Origin of the sequence: Streptomyces sp. NPDC007896 (assembly GCF_042959425.1) — a bacterium.
In the GTDB taxonomy this organism is placed as follows: Bacteria; Actinomycetota; Actinomycetes; order Streptomycetales; family Streptomycetaceae; genus Streptomyces.
Genome location: NZ_JBIBKX010000014.1, coordinates 1 through 17,867 on the forward strand (window position 1 = coordinate 1; position 17,867 = coordinate 17,867).

Annotated in this window: 18 protein-coding genes and 1 pseudogene; 7 read left to right on the plus strand and 12 right to left on the minus strand. The window is 68.6% G+C overall.

What is annotated here, in order from left to right; genetic code table 11:
• Positions 1–110: 110 nt before the first annotated feature.
• From ACFZDJ_RS36630 to ACFZDJ_RS36640, 3 genes and pseudogenes are all read right to left on the minus strand, one after another.
• Positions 111–597 (minus strand): annotated as a pseudogene (locus tag ACFZDJ_RS36630) (transposase).
• Positions 594–1,190, minus strand: coding sequence for a winged helix-turn-helix domain-containing protein (locus ACFZDJ_RS36635; protein WP_391065445.1), 597 nt, complete (start codon positions 1,188–1,190; stop codon positions 594–596). The pseudogene ACFZDJ_RS36630 and the gene ACFZDJ_RS36635 overlap by 4 nt, the downstream one beginning before the upstream one ends.
• A 52-nt stretch (positions 1,191–1,242) precedes the next feature.
• On the minus strand, positions 1,243–1,647 hold the full coding sequence (locus ACFZDJ_RS36640) for an alpha/beta fold hydrolase (protein ID WP_391065448.1): 405 nt from the start codon (positions 1,645–1,647) through the stop codon (positions 1,243–1,245).
• Between the two features lie 427 nt (positions 1,648–2,074).
• Here ACFZDJ_RS36640 and ACFZDJ_RS36645 point away from each other — a divergent pair, with 427 nt between their 5' ends.
• The 3 genes from ACFZDJ_RS36645 to ACFZDJ_RS36655 all read left to right on the plus strand — a co-directional run bounded on the left by ACFZDJ_RS36645 (position 2,075) and on the right by ACFZDJ_RS36655 (position 5,016).
• Positions 2,075–2,803 carry an alpha/beta fold hydrolase gene (locus ACFZDJ_RS36645; protein WP_391065450.1) on the plus strand — a complete coding sequence of 243 codons (729 nt, stop codon included), beginning with the start codon at positions 2,075–2,077 and terminating at the stop codon, positions 2,801–2,803.
• Positions 2,804–3,781: 978 nt separating this feature from the next.
• Positions 3,782–4,504, plus strand: a complete 723-nt coding sequence (locus ACFZDJ_RS36650; protein WP_391065453.1) for a hypothetical protein — start codon at positions 3,782–3,784, stop codon at positions 4,502–4,504.
• Between the two features lie 365 nt (positions 4,505–4,869).
• Positions 4,870–5,016: a hypothetical protein gene (locus tag ACFZDJ_RS36655; protein WP_390933961.1), complete on the plus strand. Its 147-nt coding sequence runs from the start codon at positions 4,870–4,872 to the stop codon at positions 5,014–5,016.
• Positions 5,017–5,025: 9 nt separating this feature from the next.
• Here the strand turns inward: ACFZDJ_RS36655 and ACFZDJ_RS36660 are convergent, their stop codons facing one another.
• The 5 genes from ACFZDJ_RS36660 to ACFZDJ_RS36680 all read right to left on the minus strand — a co-directional run bounded on the left by ACFZDJ_RS36660 (position 5,026) and on the right by ACFZDJ_RS36680 (position 8,034).
• Positions 5,026–5,832: a recombinase family protein gene (locus ACFZDJ_RS36660; RefSeq protein WP_391065969.1), complete on the minus strand. Its 807-nt coding sequence runs from the start codon at positions 5,830–5,832 to the stop codon at positions 5,026–5,028.
• A 9-nt stretch (positions 5,833–5,841) separates the two neighbouring features.
• A complete protein-coding gene (locus tag ACFZDJ_RS36665; protein ID WP_391065456.1) occupies positions 5,842–6,141 on the minus strand; it encodes a hypothetical protein in 300 nt (99 codons plus the stop codon).
• A gap of 331 nt (positions 6,142–6,472) precedes the next feature.
• Positions 6,473–6,901, minus strand: a complete 429-nt coding sequence (locus ACFZDJ_RS36670) for a DUF4267 domain-containing protein (RefSeq protein WP_266435123.1) — start codon at positions 6,899–6,901, stop codon at positions 6,473–6,475.
• Positions 6,902–7,139: 238 nt separating this feature from the next.
• Entirely contained in the window at positions 7,140–7,526 is a 387-nt protein-coding gene (locus ACFZDJ_RS36675) for a VOC family protein (protein WP_391065459.1), read from the minus strand.
• A gap of 157 nt (positions 7,527–7,683) precedes the next feature.
• Positions 7,684–8,034, minus strand: a complete 351-nt coding sequence (locus ACFZDJ_RS36680) for an antibiotic biosynthesis monooxygenase (protein ID WP_014173895.1) — start codon at positions 8,032–8,034, stop codon at positions 7,684–7,686.
• A gap of 262 nt (positions 8,035–8,296) precedes the next feature.
• Between ACFZDJ_RS36680 and ACFZDJ_RS36685 the strand changes: the two genes are divergently transcribed.
• A complete protein-coding gene (locus ACFZDJ_RS36685) occupies positions 8,297–8,878 on the plus strand; it encodes a TetR family transcriptional regulator (protein ID WP_014173896.1) in 582 nt (193 codons plus the stop codon).
• 247 nt (positions 8,879–9,125) lie between these two features.
• On the opposite strand, the gene ACFZDJ_RS36690 is transcribed toward ACFZDJ_RS36685, so the two are convergent.
• From ACFZDJ_RS36690 to ACFZDJ_RS36705, 4 genes are all read right to left on the minus strand, one after another.
• A complete protein-coding gene (locus tag ACFZDJ_RS36690; RefSeq protein WP_391065462.1) occupies positions 9,126–11,711 on the minus strand; it encodes a Tn3 family transposase in 2,586 nt (861 codons plus the stop codon).
• Positions 11,708–11,983 carry a hypothetical protein gene (locus ACFZDJ_RS36695; RefSeq protein ID WP_391065465.1) on the minus strand — a complete coding sequence of 92 codons (276 nt, stop codon included), beginning with the start codon at positions 11,981–11,983 and terminating at the stop codon, positions 11,708–11,710. Before ACFZDJ_RS36695 ends, ACFZDJ_RS36690 begins: the two co-directional genes overlap by 4 nt.
• 301 nt (positions 11,984–12,284) lie before the next feature.
• Complete coding sequence (locus ACFZDJ_RS36700) at positions 12,285–12,602, minus strand: hypothetical protein (protein WP_391065468.1); 318 nt, start codon at positions 12,600–12,602, stop codon at positions 12,285–12,287.
• A gap of 469 nt (positions 12,603–13,071) precedes the next feature.
• Positions 13,072–13,683 (minus strand): TetR/AcrR family transcriptional regulator, encoded by a 612-nt coding sequence (locus ACFZDJ_RS36705; RefSeq protein WP_384921929.1) that lies wholly within the window; start codon positions 13,681–13,683, stop codon positions 13,072–13,074.
• Positions 13,684–13,847: 164 nt separating this feature from the next.
• Between ACFZDJ_RS36705 and ACFZDJ_RS36710 the strand changes: the two genes are divergently transcribed.
• The 3 genes from ACFZDJ_RS36710 (at position 13,848) to ACFZDJ_RS36720 (ending at position 17,867) form a co-directional block, all read left to right on the plus strand.
• Positions 13,848–14,420, plus strand: coding sequence for an ester cyclase (locus ACFZDJ_RS36710; RefSeq protein WP_391065470.1), 573 nt, complete (start codon positions 13,848–13,850; stop codon positions 14,418–14,420).
• Positions 14,421–14,799: 379 nt separating this feature from the next.
• Positions 14,800–15,675 (plus strand): helix-turn-helix domain-containing protein, encoded by an 876-nt coding sequence (locus ACFZDJ_RS36715; RefSeq protein WP_390933951.1) that lies wholly within the window; start codon positions 14,800–14,802, stop codon positions 15,673–15,675.
• A gap of 200 nt (positions 15,676–15,875) precedes the next feature.
• Positions 15,876–17,867, plus strand: a complete 1,992-nt coding sequence (locus tag ACFZDJ_RS36720; RefSeq protein ID WP_391065473.1) for an iron-containing alcohol dehydrogenase — start codon at positions 15,876–15,878, stop codon at positions 17,865–17,867.

The window sequence follows — 17,867 nt, forward strand, 5'->3', positions numbered from 1 at the left end:
TCAACTCGGAGAACGTCATCTACCTCGCCATGGCCATGCTGCTCCTACGGCGACTCGCAAGAGCGCCCCGCTGACCGGCTTTTCAGACGCCCTCTACTGACTTCGGCGCATTAGGGTGACGCTGGGTCGTCGAAGGTCAGGCCGGTGCCTGCTATGAAGCCGTCAAGAGTGTCGGGCCGGTACTGGAGGCGTTTGAGCCGGTGGCGTACGAGGACTTCGAGCCGGTCGAGGGCGACGACGGCGAGGTTGGCCAGGCTGCGCTTGACATGTGCCCATACCCACTCGACGGGGTTCAGGTCCGGCGAGTACGCGGGCAGCAGGAATACCGTCAGCCATTCACGCTCGGCGATCAACTCACGTATGGCGTGGGAGACGTGGGTGTTCAGCCGGTCCCAGACCAGCACGATCGGGGCCTTGACGAGGTGGTGGACACCGTCGATCAGCGCGATGAAGTCGCGTTCGCCCATGCTGCGGCGTTTGCCTTTGCCCGCGGGATGGGTGCGCAGGCGGTGGCACAGCCGGGTGCGGGAGCCGGGCCGCATCGCGATGAAGTCCGGCCACCGACAGGCGGCCCGAGCGTCGCCCGCTCACCGTCACCTGCGGGGTGCGGCCGCGCCGGCCCCAGGTGCTTCCTTTGGGCGGTCGGCGCGTGAAGCCCGCCTCGTCCTCGAAGCAGACGTAGCCCCCGCACGCCGCCCGGGCCCTTTTACCTCGTCCCAGGTCGCCTCCTTCCACACGGTCACGGCCTGCTCATCGCGCTCGGCCACCCGCCGCGCGGGTACCTGAGGGCTGAAGCCGAGCCGGTGCATCAGCCTCGTGGCACCCGAGACGCTGTAGGAGACGTGGAACTTCCTGCCGATCAGCGTGGCCACCCGGGCAGCCGTCCACACCTGGTCCTCCACCCAGCCATGCGCGGCAGGCCCCCCATCGAGATACGCAGCCAGCCTTTCCAGACAGCGCGGGGACAGGCGGCATCGCGATCCACTCGGGCCACGAGAGACCAGAGCCTGCACGCCACCGTCCCGCCACATCTGCTGCCACTGGTAGGCCGACTTCGAGCTCACCCTCAGGCGCCGTGCGACCTCCGGCGGCTTGATGTCCTGCTCGAACAGCTCCGCCGCCTGCATCCGTACCGTCTCCCGGCGCTGACGTCCCACAGGGGTCAGGCCGCCCCCATCCGCATACCTCATACACCACGGAATACAGACAACACTCCAGGCCCATCAGGGACTTCGAAGAAGATCACCCTAACGAGCCGAAGTCAGTAGTGCCGCCAGGTGCGGAGGGGTCGGGGTACTTGCGGACCTCCCACTTGTCGGGGGTCAGTTGCGAGCCCGGGTACTTGTCCGCCGGCAGCGCGGTCGCTGCGCTCTCGCCCTTGTCGAGGGCGAAAGCCGCAACGTAGACCAGAGCCTTGACGTTCCTGAGACCGGCGGCGGCCTGGGTGATGACTGCGCCGCCGTAGCAATGACCGACCAGGACGACAGGACCGTCGATGGTCTGCAGGAACGATTTGATGTAGGCGGCATCGCCAGACGGGGATCGCAGAGGATTGGCGGGGGCGTACACGGTGTATCCCAGGTTGTGGAGTCTGGTCACCTCGGGCGCCCAGCTGCTGGCATCGGCGAAGGCACCGTGGACGAGCACGATCGTGGGTTTGGTGTGGGCGTGCTCGGAACCACCGGCGTCGGCTCCGGAGGCCGAGACCGGGGTCAGAGCGACCGCCGCAGCCAGGGCGAGGGCGGAAGCCGGGAAGAGGGTGCGCCTCCATCAGAACGTCACGGTGGACATCGCTTGCTCCTTCGCTTGGGAGAGGACAGCGCGGATGCTTCTCCTCGTTGCTTCGGTGCGTAATCCCGTGTCGTGCGTTGTGGTGAAAGGGGCACGACCACGTGCTCTGGAGCACACGGGATTAGGTCGGCTGGCGACTACGGACCGCACGGGATGCCGCAGTGTGCCCTTCATAGGAAGGTGGTCTTGATAGCGCTCTCCCAGCAGGGGTGCCTGTCCACACCGTGGCCCGGGGGCCAGGCCGAAGGCCGAGGCCGCCGGGGGAAGCGAGAGGAATACGACCATGACGTTACCCGCATCGTCGGTCACCGTGGTGCTCGTGCACGGCGCATTCGCGGACTCATCGAGCTGGTCGCGCGTCGTTGCCCGCCTGAGCGCAGCGGGCGTGGCGGCCATTGCGCCGCCGAACCCGCTTCGGGGTCTCACCTCCGACGGTGAGTACCTCGCAAGCGTCGTGAGCCAGATCGACGGCCCTGTGCTGCTGGTCGGCCACTCCTACGGCGGCCCGGTAATCACCTACGCATCGGCCAAGGCCGAGAACGCCAAAGGACTGGTCTTCGTCGCCTCCTTCGGGGTCGACCAGGGCGTGTCCACTCTCGGCTCGAACGAGGCATTCCCGTCCGCCGAACTCGACAGCTCCCTTCTACCGCGAACATTCCCGCGCGGCGACGAGACCGGCACCGAGTTCTACATCCAGCCGGACCGTTTCCACTCGGTGTTCTGCGCCGACCTGTCCGACGACGAGGCCGCCGTACTCGCCGTCAGCCAACGACCCGCGACCGACGTGGCGTTCGGCGAGCCCCTGGCGGTGGAGCCGGGCTGGAAGAGGCTTCCGAGCTGGTTCGTCGTCGCCGGCGCCGACCACGCCATCAACCCTGACGCGGAGCGTGCCGCAGCCAAGCGCATGGGATCGACCGTCACCGAGATCGCCGGCGGCTCACACGCCATCGCGCTCTCCCACGCAGACGAGGTAGCCCAGGCCATCGTCGGGGCGCTCGGCGAGATCGGGTGATGTCTGACGCGTTGCTCCAAAGGTGAGGACCGGCAATTGGAGGGCGGCGTCATGCACGACCTGCTCGCTCGGGCGATTCGGGCGCACTGCGGGGCCGAGCACTGGCGCGCGCTCTCCGGCATCCGCGCCCGATCCCACGGCCAAGGAGCCATCGGGCCGGTCAGGGGCAAGCCAGGAGCTTTCGGGAAGTTTGTTGTCGCCGGGGACAGCCGGGCACAGCGTCTGACCATCGCGCCTTACCCCAGACGTGGGCTCGGCATCACGTGGGAACCGCAGCACCAGGCCATCGTGCAGGACGACGGTATCCTGGCGGCTGAACGATTCCATTGCCGGGCCCGGTTCGACTCCCACACCCGGCAGACACCGTGGGACGACTTCCATTCCGGGTATTTCGCCGCGGAAGTCCTGTGGAACTACCTCACCGTCCCGTTTCATCTGCTGCGTGATGACATCCGTACCGAGAAGGCAGAACCCTGGTACGGGGCGATAGCCATCTGGTCGGCTCTCCGCGTCATCTATCCGGACACGTTTGCCGCATCGTCGAGACAACAGACCTTGTACTTCGATGAATCGGTCTTCTGCGCCATACGGACTTCGGTTTCGACCTGCTCTGCCCCGGACCGGCGGTGCACTATGCCTCGTCGCACCGGTGTTTCGACGGGGTCGTCGTTCCCACTCGGCACCGGGCCTACGTCCGTAACCCGGACTGCACCCGGGCGCGCGAGTCCACCTCTCTCGCGATCGGCATCGAAGATGTGTACTTCAGCTGACAGCCCAGCCGAAGAGGAGCAACCAGACGTCCGGGCTGCTAGGCGAGCGAACGGCGTTCATCATGCAAAACAAGCGGCTCACCGTGGCGCTCCCAGTCTGCGTCAAACGCACCTGGGAGGCCGCGTGGTCCTCGGCATCGCGCTTTCCGGGCCTTTCCAGGTTCCGTGAGACACACCCGAGTATCCGGCCACTGGCCGTGGAGGAGACATGACCGGCCTACTCTCAGAAGTTCTCGAGGCCCACGGCGGCACAGAACGATGGGGCCAGTTCAAGACCGTGACAGCCACCATCGTCAGTGACGGAGAGCTCTTTTCGGCCAAGGGTCTGCCGCGAGACCTCCAGCCGCGCCAGATGACGGTCAACATGCACAGGGAGCACGCTTCAGTACATCCCTTCGGGGCCCCTGATCAGCACTCAGACTTCACACCTGACCGCATCGCGATCGAACGCGCCGACGGCACCGTCGTGGCCGAACGTCTCAACCCGCGGGAGGCTTTCACGGGACACACCCTGGAAACGCCTTGGGATCCACTGGACCGCGCCTACTTCAACGGCTACGCCCTGTGGACGTACCTCACCACGCCGTTCTTCGCGATCATGAAAGGCGTGATCGTGGAGGAGGCGGACCCCTGGAGCGAGTCGCCGACTGAGAAGTGGCGCCACCTGCGGATCACCTTTCCGGACGACATCGCAACCCACAACACCGTCCAGGACTTCTACTTCGGGGACGACCACCTGCTCAGGCGCCACGACTACCACGTCGACATCGCCGGTGGCTTCGCAGCCGCTCAATACGTCTACGACATCGACGAAGCAGACGGCATCAAGTTCCCCACCAAGCGTCGGGCATACCTGCGCCGGCCCGACGGGCACCCCGACCATGATCACGTCATGGTCAGTATCGACCTGAGCGACGTCCACTACCGCTGAGGGCTGGTTGCGGCGCTCCACGCCAGTGCTGAACGGGCCGGAATGGCCTGCGGTCGGCATGGGGCGCCCTACCGGGCCAGTGGTCAGCCTGACCGCTGCGCCACGACATCGCGGGGCCGGCGCCGTCCTTATCCCCAGCGCACGTAGTCCTGCGCGGAATATCGCCACGTACTGCACGTGATGTGAGATTGCGCCGCACGCGGCAGCCTGTGTAGACGGGCGTAGTTCGGCCAGGTCGGCGATCGGACGGCACGCCAGTGGGCCGGATGGCCTTCTCCCTGGTCACCTGCTCAGATGCGTTTCCGGACGGCCAGTGACGTTCCCGGCCACCTTCGCCGTCCCCGACACGCCAGGAGACGAGTCACATGCTCGCAATGCACCTCACCCAGTTCGGGGAGCCCGAGCAGAGCCTGAAAGTCGTCGACATTCCCGAACCGCAGGCTGCCGCCCCCGGTCAGGCACTGATCCGGCCCCGGGGAACAACGGAACAGCGGTTGGCGCTAAGCGATTGATCTTGCTGGTTACTCGGCCTCGGTGGGCTGGAGGACCTGGTCTTGGAGGCGCTGCCGGAGGTCGGCTTCCTCCAGAGTGAGCGGATCGTCCGGGCGCCGGATGCGTACTCGGCGGGGACGCGGGATGCCGTCGACGTCCTGGAGGTCGGCGAAGTCGGCGTGCGCCGCCTCGACGGCCTCGGGGTACGCCTCCTTCTTCTCGTGCTCGGCGAGCGCGCGGTAGATGCTGGCGACGCTGGAGGCCTGGCCCTTGCGCTTGCCGGTGGGGATGATCAGGTCGGGCTGGATCTGCTCGACCGACTCGCCGTTCGCTCGGCGCCGCAGCACGGTGTGCAGCATGTCCTCGGTGATGACAGGTGGCCGGCCGCCGTGCTTGCCCTTGCGGGCCGCCGCGTCGAGCCCTTCGAGGGTCGACTCCCGGATGTTCTCCCGCTCGGTCTCCGCCATCGCCGCGAAGAACGCGAACAGCAGACGGCCCGGCCCGCTCGGGTCGTACATCCCGGGCAGGGGTCCGGCGAGCATTTCGAGGACCAGGCCGTGGGCGGTGAGGTGGTCGGCGAGTGCGGTGAGTTGGGCGGCGTCGCGGCCCAGGCGCTTCATCTCGTAGACGGTGAAGATGACCCGGCAGTGCGGGGCGTGGGCCTTGATCTGGCGGGCGAGTGCGAGCGCGGCCTCGAACTGTGGGCGGCCGCGGACGCGGGTGCTGATCTTCTCGGAGAACACCTTGTCGCGCGGGATACCGTGCTTGGCGAGGGCGTCGAGCTGGGACTGGAGTTCCTGAGTGAGGGTCGAGCAGCGGGCGTATCCGATGCGGATGTCGGCGGTCTAAGTGTCCGGGGCGAGGGCGAGCGGGACCGGGGTGCCGGAGCGCCACGGCTGGCCGGGGCCGCGGTCGGCAGGGGTGGGCACGCGCAGGAGCTTGGCGAGCCGGGGCACCTTGGTGAAGCGGCCGGTGTGGTAGGTGCCGGCGACCGCGCCGGAGCGCGAGCGGCAGGGCGAGCCGGGCTCGGCCCGGCAGCGCGGACAAGGGTGCCGCTCGACGTCGTCCGCGTCGCTCGGGGAACAATTCTCAGAAGTGCCGCAAACCCGCCTTTGAGTGAGAACGAGTTCTGCGAACCGAACCACCGGTTCGCGATCACTGGAGCGCGCTGTTTGATCTCGCTCGGGCAAAGGATCGTTTATGAGAATCGGGGCAGGGGGCCGGTTCGACTCAACCGGCTCGGGTCTCGTTTCCGTGGTGGCGCGGGTGATGAGCGGCATGGTGGTGACCGGGGCACCCGTGCCCAATACCAGCCAGTTCAGGTGGCCGTGGCCGCTGCGGCGCAGCAGGCCGCCTCAGCTGTCATGCCGCCGCCGGCTGGAAGAAGATCGTTTGCCTGCCCCTTCTCGGCGGTCGCTGACGGATAAGGGGTGGCCCGGCCATGTGGCCGGGCCACCCCTTGGGGGCATGCAGCTGTCAGGCGGGCTGTGCGGCGGGCGCCGGGGCGGTGGCCTTGTGAGCCTTACTGGTCTCCCGGAGGGTCAGCAGGCCGGTGATCGCGATCAGCGCCGAGGTCAGGCCGTGGATGCCGAACGCGGCGGCGAGGGGGCCGTGGTGGGCCAAGACGTTGATCATGTCGCCGAACGGGGCGACGGCCTCCATCAGCAGGACCCAGCCCAGGGCGCGGCGGTGGCCCGTCAGCAGGAGGATGCCGATGACCAGGCCCATCGAGAATTCGCGGGTGCCCTTCATGATGAGGAAGCCGTCGCCGTTGCCGGCGGGCCAGGTCGGCAGGCCAACGCCTTGAGTGGACGCCTCCGGGGCCAGGATGAAGGACAACCCGAGGTAGAGGACGAACAGGGCGCAGACGGTGGCCAGGACGGTGTTGACGTTCTTCAGCGACATGGTTCTTCTCCTTTGACGTTCAGCCTGGGGTGGGGCAGGGGTTCAGCGGCGGATGCGGCGGGCATAGCGGGGCGGTCGATGACGTGCCAGATGACGCGGACCGGCGCGGGACGGGGGCCAAGATCGCCTTACTCGGTCTCTGACCGCGCCGGCCTGCCGGTTCGTCTTCGCCGATGCCGGTTTTGCCGCGATCCCGCCACCACCGGTGAAGCCGTGATCCGCTGGGCCGCCATCGGCCTCACGACCCGGCGCCGCCCGGGGTGAGGATTTCCATGAGATGTCCGTCGGGGTCGCGGAAGTAGGTGCCCCTGCGGCCCATGGTGTGCTTACTGCGATAGATCTGCCCGATCTCTTGGCATGCAGGATCGCCGTAGTGGGTGATCCCGCCGTGCTGGATGCGGGCGAGGGCGGCGTCGAACTCCTGCTCGCTGACTATGAACGCGTAGTGGTGTGGCTCGAAGTCGTCCAGCTGGTCGTAGTCCAGACTGACCTGGTTGGCCAGTGTGACCGGCGTGAAGTGTGCCACCGGCGGATCGACACTCAGGCCGAGGATGTCGGCCAGGAACTGCGCCGAGGCTTGCGGGTCACGGGCGGGGACGATGGTGTGATTCAGTTCCACGGGCATGGCGACTCCTCTTCAGGGACGGGGCTACGCGTGGTGGGGCGCACGGCGCGGCCGGCTTCGGGCTCGGCCTTGGCGACCCGGCATGGTGCATGGATGCGTGACTGCCGGGGGGAGGGCAGGGCTTCTCCGGCTGCCCTCTCTGGCTGCAGCTGCCGTGTCATACGTTGATCTGCTCGAAGATGTGCGGGTACGACACGATGTCGTCGCTGAACTCGGCCGCCATGCGCTGGAACTCCGGGCTGCCGAACGCCGTGGCGAGCGCCTCGGTCGACTCCCAGACCGCGACGTTCATCAGAAGCTGGCTGTCCGCCGTTCCCTTGTGCATCTGCAGGGAGACGAATCCCGGCTGAGCCTTCATGAACTCCGCCTGCCTCCGAAAGAGGGCCAGGAACGCTTCAGTCCTCTCCTTCGGGACGACGAAGGTGTTGGCCAGGACGATGGGTCCGGTCTTCTCCTTGAACTGCGCGAACATCGGCGTATTCGGGTCGAGACTCTGCAGCTTGGCCATTTTCGGTACTTCCTCTCGCTGTCGGTTGCCCCGCGGCACTGAGGCCGGCCACCGCCGTACTGGGTCCGGCGACGCTCACGACGCTCGCTATCTGTGGCACGAGGGGATCTGACGGTCACTCAAGGGCATCGCTGGTGACACCAAGGCCTCCAGCGACTGCGACCTCGCCAACGCTTGTTGGTCAACGCCGTTGGCCAACGTTGTTGGCAAACGTAGAGCCGCAGCTCTGGACTGTCAACACCTGTTGGTCTACGTTGTTGGCATGACCGGCACCACGGAGAACCAGCAGGCCGCACGGCGTTCCGACGCCACCCGCGCCACGATCCTCGACGCGGCCCGCGAGCGGTTCGTGGCGGACGGCTACGAGAAGGCGACCATCCGGGCCATCGCGCGCGACGCGAAGATCGACCCGTCAATGGTGATGCGCTACTACGGCAACAAGGCGGGCCTGTTCGCGGCGGCCGTCGCGATCGATCCCGGGTTGCCGGGCCTGTCCCTCGAACCGCGCGAGGAGATCGGCCGTACGCTGGTGCGCCACTTCCTCACCCTGTGGGAGGAGAACGGGGAGCTCACCGCGCTGATGCGGGTCGGCGCCACCGACCCGGCCGCCGCCGATCGCATGCAGAGCGTGCTGCGCGAGCAGATGATCCCGCTGGCCCGCCGACTGGGCCACGAGCCGGAGCAGGCGCAGGCGCGGGCTGCACTGTGCGTCTCGACCGTGCTGGGGCTCGCGCTGACGCGCTACGTGCTGCGGTTCCCGGCGAGCGTGGCGCTCGGCCGCGAGGAGATCGTGGACTGGCTCGGACCCACGGTCCAGCGGTATCTCACCGCACCCACGCCCTGAAGAACGCGTCCAGGCACCCACCGCGACCTCGGTCACGGCGGATGCCCTCAAAGGGAAGACCGAAAGGATCAGCCCTGCTTCTGCGGCTTGCGGGACTTGCCGCCGAGCATCATGAGGCCGGCGGGCACGCAGCCGGAGGTCCACACGGCGCAGCCGCAGATCACCGGGCCCCGTACCCCAGACGGGCATCCGCCCCGGAAGCTGCGATGCTCATTGATCACGACCCGATACGCGCCCTGACGCCGCGTCATTCGCCGGTGCCCTCGTCGTCCTCGTCGAGGTGGACGGTCGCCGGGTCACGCAGTGGGCGCAGGCCCTCACGTGGCGGGCGGGCGGCGAAGCTGTATCGGCCCAGGCAGTTGAGGTTGGCGTGCTTCAGCGGGGAGATCCGGGCCACGTCCTCGTTGAGGACGTCATGCTCCCGCTCCTCGGGCGGCAGGGCCCGCAGGCGGTCGACGGCGGCGTCGAGGTAGCGGGTTGTCCAGAGCACGGCGGCATTGAGGACCAGGCCGAGCGCCCCGAGTTGGTCCTCCTGCCCCGTCCTGTATGCCTGCATGATCTGTCCGCGCTTGCCGTGGCAGATGTCGCGGGCGAGCTTGTGCCGCGACTCCTGGACGGTGAGCTGCCGGTTCATCTGTCGGCGGTAGGTGTCGTCGACCGGATCGACGACCCGGAGCAGGTGCAGGGTCTTGGCGATCCGCCCGTACTCGGCGAACGCCTGCCCCAAGGGCGTGGGCCGCCCCTCGCGGCCGAACATCCGCAGCAGGTCGTACGCGCGGACCTGCCCGGTCACCAGCGAGCCGGCGACCCGCAGCATCTCCGGCCAGTGCATGGTGACCTTGCTCAGGTTCACCTTGTTGCGGGCCAGGTCCTCCAGCGGTCCGTAGCCACCGGTCTCCACACCGGGCATCTCCGCCCGCCAGAACCGCTGGTCGCCCAGGTCCTTGAAGCGCGGCGAGAAGTTGTAGCCCAGCATCGTGAACAGCCCGAACACCATGTCGGAGTACGAGGCGTTGTCGGTGGCGACCATCTCCCGCTTCACCCCGGCATCCAGGTTCAGCAGCGCGTCCAGGATATGCAGAGAGTCGCGCGGCGTGCCCGGCACGACCATCAGCCCAATGCCCGCGACCTGGTCATTTACTGCGTTCAGCCAGGTGATGCCGCGCTTGAAGTGGTAGTACTTCGGCGACGGCCCGGCGTGGATGGTCCGCTTCGGCACCACGAACCGCAGCCCGTCGACCGAGGCCAGCAGGCCCTCACCCCAGAACTTCACGATCGACACCTTCGCCTGAGCCTCGATCAGCTTCGCGTTCGCCGCGGCGATGGTGTCCACCCGCAGGTAGTACTGATCGACGTGGACCAGCCGGGCCCGGGTGAGCGCCTCGTCGTCGGCGTCGATGACCGGCGTGTAGCCGATGTTGCACGCCTCGCTCACGAGCAGCGCGACCAGCGAGGTCTTGATGTCCTCCATGCGCGTCCGGCCGTCGCCCAGGTGCACGAAGGCGTCCAAGAACCCGGTCCAGGAGTCGACCTCGAACAGCAGGTCCGGCAGGTCGAACTTCAGGAGCATCTTCGCCGTGGTCTGTCGCAGCCACTTCAACGACGCGCTCTCGCCGAGTGCGCCGAGCCGGTCCACGTTCAACTTCAACCGGCCGTTGGGCTGGATCTCGAAGCTGAGCTTCGCGTCCTGCCCGGCCTCCTCCAGGGGCTCCGCCATCAACTGCCAGGCCGCATCCAGCGCCTTAACCCGTCCCTTGAGATGCTCCTCCACGGGTTCGTTCAAGCTCAGGCCCGCCAGGGTGTCCTCACGCACCGCCTCCCACGCCTTGCCATCCAGCAGTCGCGCCCGCGGGTCGGACCACCGGTTCGACGGTGACGCGAACACGTCCCGGCGCTGAAGTGCGCGATAGAGCTGTTCCAGTACGCACACCACGTATGCGTCGCGGTCCACCGCCCCGGCCGGGAGGTCCGCGTTGTTGAGCACCGCCCGCCGCCAGGCCGGCGGCACCAGCTTGCTGTCGATCTCCCTGGGCAGCAGCGGCTTGTCCTTCACCCGGCGCCTCGACAGTGCCGGCAGCTTCTGCACGGCGGCCAGTACCCGGCGCCCGCCCGACGCGGCCCCGAGCGCCGTCGACCTCCCGAGCAGGGTCAGGAACGGACGCACCGTGTTGTACCGGGAGGCCAACAACGCGCGGACCGCCGCCTCGGTCGCGTCGTCCCCGGGCGGGACCAGTTCCTCCACCGACGACCACCAGTCGTGCACGAGCCCCCGAAGGCGCGCCGACTCGGCCTCAGCGCGGTCCTTGTGCGGGTCGTCCACGATGAGGAGATTCACGTCGAAGCCGGTAAGGCCCGACCCGATCGACACGGAGCGGACGCCGCCGCCCGCGGTGGTGTCGTAGTCCTGCGCGGCCGACGAGCCGGCCAGCAGCTCCAGGTCGTACTCGTCGCCGTACTCAGTGATGTACCGGCGCACGGTCTTGCCGCGCCGCATCGCCAGATCATCGGAGTACGAGGTGACGGCCACGCGGTCCTCGCCGTGCAGGCACAGCCACCGGAACGGAAACCACTCCGCCACCGTCGTGGACTTGCCGACCTGGGACGGCGTGAACACCATCAGCCGGTCGTAGTCGCCGCGCTCCAGCTCGACGAGGGCATTCGCCATCACCCGCAGGTGCGGGGGCAGCCGGTACCGCGGATCGAGGCCGCGCGCCAGGGTGACCGGGTCGCACAGCAGGTCCTGCGCCACAGCCTTCTTCGCAGCCTGAAGTTGCTGGTACACCTCGGCGTCTTCGAGGTGCGCCAGCTCATCGGGGATCGGCGGCTCCCTCACTCCTGGGTGTCGCCCTCGCCGGACGGGACGGGATCACCGTCGTCGTCCTCGTCGTCGGCGCCGTCCAGCGCCTTCGTGCGGCGCTGCACGGCCGCGGCGAGGTCGGACAGGCGCACCCGTCGCTGCTCCGGGGGCAACTGCGCGAACTCGGCGAGCTGCACGGCGAGCGGGTTCCCGCCGGGGCCGGTCACCGCGATCGTCGCCGCCGGGTCGCCGAACAGGACGCGCCGGTGCCGCATGGCGACGTCGCGCAGCCGGATGAAGTCGCCCACGGTCATCTTCTGCGCGTCAAGGGTGCCCAGGCGCTGCGCCAGCTTGCCGACGGCCGCGCCCAGGATCCTCGCGTCGCTCTCGGCCGCTTTCCGCCGCTCCTCGACCCATCCGGCCTCATACAGCCGGACCAGGTGCCGGTCCCACGCCTCGGCGCGCTCCCTCCACCGGAAGCGGGCCGCCGCCTTCGGTCACGGTAGGTGACGAACTGGCCGTGCTTGCGGGGTGTCTCGTCGGGTTGCTGCTCACAGGGGTCAAGGGTCGTACTGAGCGTGATCGGGGGCTGGTTGGCGGTCATGGCGGTCAGGCGGGGGTGTCGAGGTACTGGCGGGCCCACAGCTCCAGGGCCTTGTGGCGGTGCTCGGCGGGGATGTCGCCACGGGCTACAGCCTGCTGTAGTGCTCTCTCGACGGTTGCGGCGGCCTTGGCGGGCATGGCGTCGGTGTGGAAGATCGTCGTGAGGGGGGCCATGCCGTGGTGGTGAGGTTCGCCTGTGTCCTGGTCGAACCAGCCGTCGGTGAGCTCGGGGGCGTGGGCCTTGAAGGACTCCAGGATGATGCCGAGGGCTGTGGCGACGTTGGTGACGTCGTAGCTCTTGGAGGCGAGGTCGAGGGCGCCCATGGTCTGGTCGTACTGGCGGAGGGCGGCGACCCATACGGCGTCGGAGGAGGCGGCGAGGCCGAGGGCGTCGCGGAGGACGTCTTGGGCTTCCTTGAGGTCGTCGGGGAGGAAGACGATCGCGAGGGTCTGGAAGGTGAGGTTGGCTTCGCCCGCTCGGCGGGCCGGTCCCCGACCCGGCCGCCCTCCGCATCCGCTCCCAGGAGGCCGCGAACGACCTGCTCGCCCTCGCCCGGGCCGGCCGGCTGTAACCGACGCTCACCCCGGGATCATCGACCTCGACGACCCGGTCCTCCGTGTGGCGTCCCACCCGGGTCGACGTCGATGCCCTCCGCCGGACAGGCGCTCCGTCTGCCGAGGACGTCCGTCCAGGCCGGCGGGAGCCGTCGAGCGGCGTCCGGACGAGCGTCGCCGTGCAGTCGAGCGGCGTCCGGACGAGCGTCGCCGTGCAGGCGGCTTTCGGCGAACGGTTTCAGCGAAGGGTCGCGACCGAAGTGCGGTAGAGGACTTCCTCGGCTCGGTCCCATGACCAGCCGTTCTCCACCACGAGCGTTCGCCAGCCGGTGGGACCGAACCAGTACCAGAGAAGGTCGGCCGTCTCCTTCACCGAGTGGGAGGGCGCCGGAGTCAAGTCGTGCAGGTGGCGGGCGGTCGCGTGGAGTGCGTCCCGGTACGCCGCGGTCGCGCGCTCCCACAGGGCCTCGCCGTTCTCATGCACGGGCAGCGCCTTGCGGATCGCTTCATGCACGGCGAACTGCCCCTCGTTACCCATCCGCGTGCCGTGGGCCAGGGCTTTCAGGACCGACTCCGGCGTCCGCAGGACGAGCAGGTCCTCCATGGCCTGCTCGTAACCAGAGGCGATCACACCCTGGTCGACGATCCGGTTCAGGATGTCGCTCTTGCTCCCCACACTCGCGAAGACGGTCTTCGAGGCGACGCCGGCCGCTGAGGCGATGTCGGCGACGGTCACTCGACCGTAGCCGTGCTCGGCGAACAGTTCCGTGGCCTGGCCCAGGATCAGTGCCCGCGTCCGAGCGGCGGCCTGCTCGCGCAGCGGGGAGACGTAGCGGCGCTTGGACGGCATGGCGCCATCCTAAGACGTGAATTCATTAGGCGTGCTATAACCTCAATATCGCCGGTCGGCCGCACGCTCGGCCCCGGTCACGACCGCGTCGCCTGTCCCCCCTCGGACGGGTCGACGTCACCCCTCAGAGCGCACACCCGTCGAAAGGGATCAACGCAATGGGCATGGATGCCACGGACCTGGCCCACGGACTCTTCCGGGTCCTCGAGACAGGCGATCCGGCACTGGCCGCCGAGGTGGTGCACGAGGACTTCCACAACCGCGAGGCAGCTGTGTCGCCCACGGCCTGCGCACTCCCCGGACCTGCGGGAGTTCTTGCCTCCGGCGCGTGGATGCGCTTCGCCTTCAGCGACCTGACCTTCCCTGTCCTCGGTATCGCCCGCAACGACGAGCAGATCTGGGTGCGGCTTCGCATGCAGGGCCGCCACACCGGTCCCTTCGTCCGCTTCCGTGACGGCGCACTCGACCAGGCCATACCCCCCACCGGGCGTGACATCGACTTCGAGCAGATCCACGTGCTCGAACTCCGCGACGGCAAAGTGGCCGGACACGAAGCGGTGCGCGACGACATGACCATGCTCGGCCAGCTCGGCGTCTTCCCGCCCGCTCCGGCCACCGCGCTGCGCATGGTCGCCTGGCGGGTGACCGGAAGGGCCACGCGCGCCGCGTCCGACGTCACGGCTGAAACCGTCGAGGCGGCCGGCCGCCTGCAGGGCATCCCGGGACCGAGCCGCTGAGGCGCTGAGCCGAAAGCCTCCTCGACGTCCAAGCAGGCCAGACTCGAAGGCTCGACCGGGATGACGTAGACAGGGAGCCAACACGGACCGCCCGCTGCGCCCTCCGTCGTCCCGCTCGGCCGCACCTCCGGCCGGGTCGCCGTCGGTGGGCTCCTGGTCCAGCCGCCCGCGTCGGTAGTGACGCCCCTGAGGTCGATCGACTGCGTCCCGCAGACCGATCCGCCCCCTCCCGGCGGGACGGCAACGCCAGGAGGGGCCGTCCGCCGTCTCCGCCCGACGGGAATACCCGACAATGATTTAGCACTCAACAATATGGACCTGATCGCGGACCGTATGGGAGGCTCACATGGGCACCACCGCCGAGATCGGGGATGGAACTATGTCTGAGCTGGGGCTCCTCGACACCGGCGGCATCCTGCGCCAGGCATGGGTCACCCCGGACCGGACGAGCTCGGGTCTGGGCTGGGAGCACGCGTATCTGTCCACCCAGCGGGAATCGCCGTACCACTCGACCTTCGACGGCGCCCCCACTCACCTGCTGATCCTTCACCTGAGTGGTCCGGTGACCGTCCGACGCCGGTCGGGCCGGTCGATGCGGGCCCAGCGGATTCCGGCAGGGGGGCTCTTCGTCCACCCGGCAGGTCGCGCGCTGGATGTCGAACTCCAGGGGGGCCTCGACACCGTCCACCTCTATCTCAGCGACTCGGCCCTCCAGGAAGCGCACGGCGGCCGTGAGGCGGTGGAACTCGCCGAGGAACTGGGCAGCTCGGATCCGCTGATCGAGCAGGTCATGCTGGCTCTGGACGGCGCCGTGCGGCAGTGGGAGCCCTCCGCCCGTACCTACGTCGATCACCTCGTCGGCATGCTCGCCGCCCAGCTCGCCCAAGCGCACACGGCCGGTCGGCCCGCGGCCCCGGCCGGTGCGATGTCGGGGCTGACCACTCAGCAGCTCGTGTCCGCACGGGAGTTGATGGAGCAACACATCTCCGACCCGCTACGCGTCTCCGATCTGGCCGCGGCCACCGGGCTGAGCGCGAGCCAGTTCAGCCGGCAGTTCAGGACGAGCACCGGGAAGTCCCCGCACCAGTTCCTGTTGCAACTGCGGCTGGACCACGCACGCCGGATGCTGCGCACCACGGTCCTGCCCATCCCCGACGTGGCCGTCCACTGCGGTTTCTCCCATCAGGAACACCTGACGCGCGTGATGCGTGCCAAGCTCGGCACGACCCCCGCCGCGGTCCGTCGCGCGGGCTGAGGTCGCGTTCCACGGCCTGCCCCGCCCCTTTCCTGCGGCGCACCACGGGCACCGCATCCACCCCGCGCCCCCGTCAGGCCACCGCGCCGCGCCGATCCTGCAGAAACACGCTCGAAACGTGCAGGAGTCCGGGCGCCTGTCATCCCCACACTCGGTGTCAGAAATTCAGGGACCCACGGCACACGCGAAGGCGGACCCCCATGCGGAATTTCGTGTACACCTCCCATCCCTCGCGGGTCGTCTTCGGCACCGGAACGGTCAGCCAGGTCGGTGCGGAGGTCGAGCGACTCGGCTGTTCCCGAGTCCTCCTCCTGTCCACTCCGTCGGTGGCCAAGGCCGCCGCCCGGGTCCGTGATGTCCTCGGTGACATCATCGTGGCGGAGTTCGACGGTGCCACCATGCACACCCCGGTGGACGTGACCGAACGGGCCCTCGACGTCCTTCGGGAACACTCCGCCGACTGCCTGGTGGCTGTCGGCGGTGGTTCCACCACGGGGCTGGCCAAGGCACTCGCGCTCCGCACCGATCTGCCCCAGCTGATCCTTCCCACCACTTACGCGGGTTCCGAGGTCACCCCCGTCCTCGGGGAGACGCAGGACGGACGCAAGACCACGGTGGCCTCGCCCGCGATCCTGCCCGAGACCGTCGTCTACGACGTCGAGTTCACCCTCGGCCTGCCGGTGGGCCTCTCGGTCACCAGCGCGGTCAACGCCATGGCGCACGCCGTGGAAGCCCTGTACGCGCCACAGGCGAACCCCGTCATCGACGCCATGGCGCTCGATGCGATCGCGCTGAGCGCCCGCGCCCTGCCGGCTCTCGTGGCCGAGCCGTCCGACACCGCGGCCCGCGCCGACCTCCTGCATGCCGCGTGGCTGGCCGGTACCTGCCTCGGCTCCGTCGGTATGGGCCTGCATCACAAGCTGTGCCACACGCTGGGGGGTGCGTTCGACTTGGCACACGCCGAAACGCACACCGTGATCCTGCCGCACGCGATGGCCTACAACGCCCCGGCCGCCCAAGACGTCATGAGCCGCATCGCCGGCGCACTCGGCGTGCCGGACGCTCCGAGCGGGATGTTCGACCTGATCACCTCGCTCGGGGGCCCCACCTCGCTGCGCGAGCTGGGCATGGCGGAGGCGGACCTGCCTCAGGCCGCGCGGCTGGCGGTCGCCACGCCGTACCCCAACCCCCGCGAGCTGACGCCCACGGGAATCGAGAGCCTGTTGCGCGATGCCTGGCAGGGCCGCCGTCCGGCGGTTCCCGCGGCGCCGACTCCTGCCCCGCAGGCCCCTGGGCTGTCGGCCCCCGCGGCGCACGGCGTGGCTTCGGACCTGGAGCGCCTGACCGCCCAGGTGGTGGCGAGCTTTGCGGACGCACCCGATCCGCGGGGTAGGCAGCTGCTCAGCGACCTCGTACGGCACCTGCACCACTTCGTGACGAGCAATGACGTCACCGAGTCCGAGTGGCAGCAGGCCATCGACTTCCTGACCCGTACCGGACAGATCTCCACCAGCACCCGCCAGGAGTTCGTGCTGCTGTCCGACACGCTCGGGGTCTCCAGCATCGTCGACCTGCTCACCCATTCACGCACCCCGCAGACCACACCGTCAGCGGTCCTCGGCCCCTTCTACACGGACGGACCGCCGGAAACCGCGCAGGGCGCCGACATCTCACAGGGCGTGGCCGGCACTCCGCTGTGGGCCGACATCCTCATCACCGATACGGACGGACGGCCCGTGCCGAATGCCGTCACGGACGTCTGGCAGGCCAACAAGGACGGTTTCTACGACGTCCAGTTGCCCGAGTTCGACGGACCGGTGCTGCGAGGCCGCCTTCGCACCGACGAGCAGGGACGCCTGCGCTTCTGGACGACCCTGCCGGCCGAGTACCCGATCCCGGACGACGGACCGGTGGGACAGCTGCTCCAAGCCGTCGAACGTCATCCCTACCGTGCGCCCCACCTGCACTTCATGATCTCCGCCGCCGGCCACCAGCGCCTGATCACCCAGCTGTTCGTGAAGGGCGGCCCCTACATCGACTCCGACACCGTGTTCGGCGTCAAGGAGGGCCTGATCGTGGATTTCACACGCCAGGTCGGACCGACCCCGGACGGCCGTGCCGTCGACGGGGAGTGGCGCAGCCTGCAGTTCACCTTCCGCATCGCCCGCCTGGCCGACGGCCCCGCACACTGA